Source organism: Halorhodospira sp. M38 (genome assembly GCF_022227985.1).
Classification (GTDB): domain Bacteria; phylum Pseudomonadota; class Gammaproteobacteria; order Nitrococcales; family Halorhodospiraceae; genus Halorhodospira; species Halorhodospira halophila_A.
On record NZ_JAJNQP010000056.1, the window covers coordinates 1 to 2,919 of the forward strand.

The 2,919-nt window shown below is 70.5% G+C and carries 3 protein-coding genes and 4 tRNA genes; all 7 read right to left on the bottom strand.

Features of this window, described 5'->3' with window-relative positions; genetic code table 11:
• Nucleotides 1-88: 88 nt before the first annotated feature.
• The 7 genes from LRA98_RS12625 to LRA98_RS12655 all read right to left on the bottom strand — a co-directional run bounded on the left by LRA98_RS12625 (nucleotide 89) and on the right by LRA98_RS12655 (nucleotide 2,896).
• A tRNA-Thr gene (locus LRA98_RS12625) sits at nucleotides 89-164 on the bottom strand.
• 39 nt (nucleotides 165-203) lie between these two features.
• Nucleotides 204-277, bottom strand: a tRNA-Gly gene (locus LRA98_RS12630).
• A gap of 63 nt (nucleotides 278-340) precedes the next feature.
• Nucleotides 341-425: transfer RNA gene (locus tag LRA98_RS12635), tRNA-Tyr, on the bottom strand.
• Nucleotides 426-473: 48 nt separating this feature from the next.
• A tRNA-Thr gene (locus LRA98_RS12640) sits at nucleotides 474-549 on the bottom strand.
• A gap of 21 nt (nucleotides 550-570) precedes the next feature.
• Nucleotides 571-1,113 (bottom strand): hypothetical protein, encoded by a 543-nt coding sequence (locus LRA98_RS12645; protein WP_238634247.1) that lies wholly within the window; start codon nucleotides 1,111-1,113, stop codon nucleotides 571-573.
• Nucleotides 1,113-1,880, bottom strand: coding sequence for a type III pantothenate kinase (locus LRA98_RS12650; RefSeq protein ID WP_238634248.1), 768 nt, complete (start codon nucleotides 1,878-1,880; stop codon nucleotides 1,113-1,115). Before LRA98_RS12650 ends, LRA98_RS12645 begins: the two co-directional genes overlap by 1 nt.
• Complete coding sequence (locus LRA98_RS12655; protein WP_238634249.1) at nucleotides 1,877-2,896, bottom strand: biotin--[acetyl-CoA-carboxylase] ligase; 1,020 nt, start codon at nucleotides 2,894-2,896, stop codon at nucleotides 1,877-1,879. The genes LRA98_RS12650 and LRA98_RS12655 overlap by 4 nt, the downstream gene beginning before the upstream one ends.
• Nucleotides 2,897-2,919: the final 23 nt, after the last annotated feature.

Genomic DNA, 2,919 nt, shown 5'->3' on the forward strand with positions numbered 1-2,919 from the left:
GCGCTCGAACTTTTCCTTGGACATGGACGGCTTCTCCCCGTGTTCGCTGATGTTTTGACAGGGCGTCTGCGTGTTGCGCCGTGAAAAATGGAGCCCATAACCGGACTCGAACCGGTGACCTCTTCCTTACCAAGGAAGTGCTCTACCTGCTGAGCTATATGGGCCCGCTGAACTGGCTATGCCGCCTGCGGCGGCCAACTGCCTGGAGCGGGTGATGGGAATCGAACCCACGTCATCAGCTTGGAAGGCTGAGGTTCTACCACTGAACTACACCCGCAGAACCCAAACGCCGTCGTTCGTACCCGTTGCCCGCCCGCCGGCGTGGCGCCGCTTTTCTGTCTGGTGGAGGGGGGAGGATTCGAACCTCCGAAGGCTAAGCCAGCAGATTTACAGTCTGCCCCCGTTGGCCGCTTGGGTACCCCTCCGGATACAGGATGCGAAATTATGCAGATCCGTCCGGATTCTGTCAACGCTGGAGCTGGCGACAGGATTCGAACCTGCGACCCGCTGCTTACAAGGCAGCCGCTCTACCAACTGAGCTACGCCAGCCCAATCACCGGAGCATCGTAATCACCATTGGAGCGCATCGCAATGCACCGGGCGCCACAAGGTCCCGAAACGGACCACCGACAGGCGCGATGCGGGGGCGCGCACGACCACGCGGGCCGTGGTACGGGTGCGGTAGACGGGCTCGACGGTGGTCTCGATCCCGACCCGGGCAAGATCCGCGGCACGGCGATCGGCCTCGACGCGCTTCCGGTGGGTGCCGTAGGAGACGGTTGGCCGGCCGTCGGCGCCACGGGCCAGGGCGGCGCTGAAGCCCGCCCCCTCCGCGGTCCGGATCCGCTCACGGGCGCGATCCAGGCGCAAACGCTGCGGTGCGGCCACCCGGTAGCCGACCTGCTTCTCGTGGACCCCCTCCTCGCTGCCGGCGATGTAGCCGCGCTGGCGCAGGCTGGCCACCAGCTGCACGGCCCGCTGCCGGTCCGCTGTCCACGGCGTGGCGTAGCAGCCCGCCTCGCTCTCTCCGCGCGGGACAAGCTCCAAGGCCGGGGCCGGCCCAGGCAGCGTCAGCAGCAGCGCAACCGGCAGCAGCCAGCGGCGAGCGAACATCAACGCGGGGCCTCGTGGGTACTCCAGTGCAGCAGACCCTCCAGCACCAAGTGGGGCCGGTGACACCAGCCCGGCCCGAGCGCCGGGGCGAGTTCGTCGGCGCCGCCGCCGGTGAGCAGCCGTTTCGAGCCGTCCGGGCAGGCGGCCAGAATCGCCTCGGCCAGAGCGGCGACGGCGGCCGGGGTGCCAACACCGATACCGGCGCGGATCCCGTCGGCGGTTGAGCACGCCGGCAGCTCCGGGCTGGCCGCCGGGCCGGGAACGGGCAACCGGGCAGTGCCCCGGGCCAACGCTTCGTGGAGCAGGCGCAGACCCGGGTAGATGGCGCCGCCGACGTGTCGCCCCTCGGCGTCGAGGCCATCGACGGTGATGGCGGTGCCGATATCGACGATGCAGGCCCCGCCGGGGCTTCTGGCCCGCGCGCCGATGAGCGCGGCCCAGCGGTCGACACCGAGCTGCTCCGGTCGGTGGTAGGCGTTGATGACGCCGGCCGCACTCGCCGTGCTGGCCAGGTGGTGGACCGGTACGGGCCAGGCGCGCTGGAGCGCAGCGTCGAGCTCACGCTGCCAGGCGCGGGAGAGCACGCTGGCGACACAAATGCGTGTGGGCGCCGCAGCGTCGCCAAGGCCATCCCGCAACGCCGAGACGACGCCTTCGGGCCCGGAGGCTTCGGCATAGGCCAGCCGTCCGGTCCGCCACGGGGCCGGAGCGGGCGGAACCGCGGCCCACTTGACCGCACTGTTGCCGAGATCGAGGAGCAGCTTCATGATGCGCTCCGGTGCAGGTGCGCCTCGCCGCTGGCGAAACAGGCCAGCCCGCGCTCGGTCTCCACGCGCAACCGACCGTGCTCATCAATCCCCCGGGCCACGCCGCTGGTCGTGCGTCCGCCGCCCTCTAGGTGCACGGTCTGGCCGGCAAGGGCATCCACTGCCTCCCATCCGACGAGCAGCGGGGCCAGGCCGTCGCGCTCGAAGCGCCGCGCGCCAACGGCCACCCACGCCGCCACCGAGCCGGCCAGTGTCGAGCGTTCGGTGCCCGGCACCTGCGCGTCGGTGAGTGCGCCGGGCGACAGCCCCCGGTGATCGGTGGCCGCCGGCACATAGCGGTTGAGCCCGACCCCGATCACCACCCGACAGGGGCCCAGAGGGTCACCACGCAGTTCGGTGAGAATGCCGCCGATCTTGCGGCCGGCGACGAGCAGGTCGTTGGGCCACTTCACCTGAACCGGCACCCCCAGGGGGCGGAGCCCCTCAGCAAGCGACACCGCCACGCCCAAGGCCAGGGGGGCCGGCGGCTCGGGGACCGTCGCAAAGTCGTGGACCACTGAGAGATAGATGTTGCCGAGCGGAGACACCCAGGCCCGCCCCAGCCGCCCGCGCCCGGCACACTGCCCCTCAGCGAAGACGACCCCGGTGCCCCGCTCAGCGGTCTGCAAGGCGTGCTCGTTGGTGGATGCAGGGCGGTAGAGGCACTCGAAACGCGACGGGTCGGGGCCGCCCGCGGCCACCCAGGCCTGTCGCGCCCGTACCGCGTCGAGCGGGTCATAACCGCCGGGGATGCGGTAGCCGCGGCCACGTACGGCGTCGATGCGCAGTCCAGCCTGACGCAGGCGCGCCACGGCCCGTGCCACGCCGGCCCGTCCGATACCGAGCGCCTCGCCGAGCGCTGTCCCGGAGGCGAAGCGCCCGTCGCTCAGTGTGCGCAGGAGCCGGGTCTCTGTGTTCCGATCCAGGTGTTGCACGGCCTCGGTACCCCGTCCCAACCTTGCCGGCGTGGTATACATACCCTTATACCGAAGACCCTATA

Bases quoted from the DNA above. Each gene is read 5' to 3' on its own strand.
- LRA98_RS12655 (WP_238634249.1), bottom strand. From the start codon at position 2,896: ATGTATACCACGCCGGCAAGGTTGGGACGGGGTACCGAGGCCGTGCAA.
- LRA98_RS12645 (WP_238634247.1), bottom strand. From the start codon at position 1,113: ATGTTCGCTCGCCGCTGGCTGCTGCCGGTTGCGCTGCTGCTGACGCTG.
- LRA98_RS12650 (WP_238634248.1), bottom strand. From the start codon at position 1,880: ATGAAGCTGCTCCTCGATCTCGGCAACAGTGCGGTCAAGTGGGCCGCG.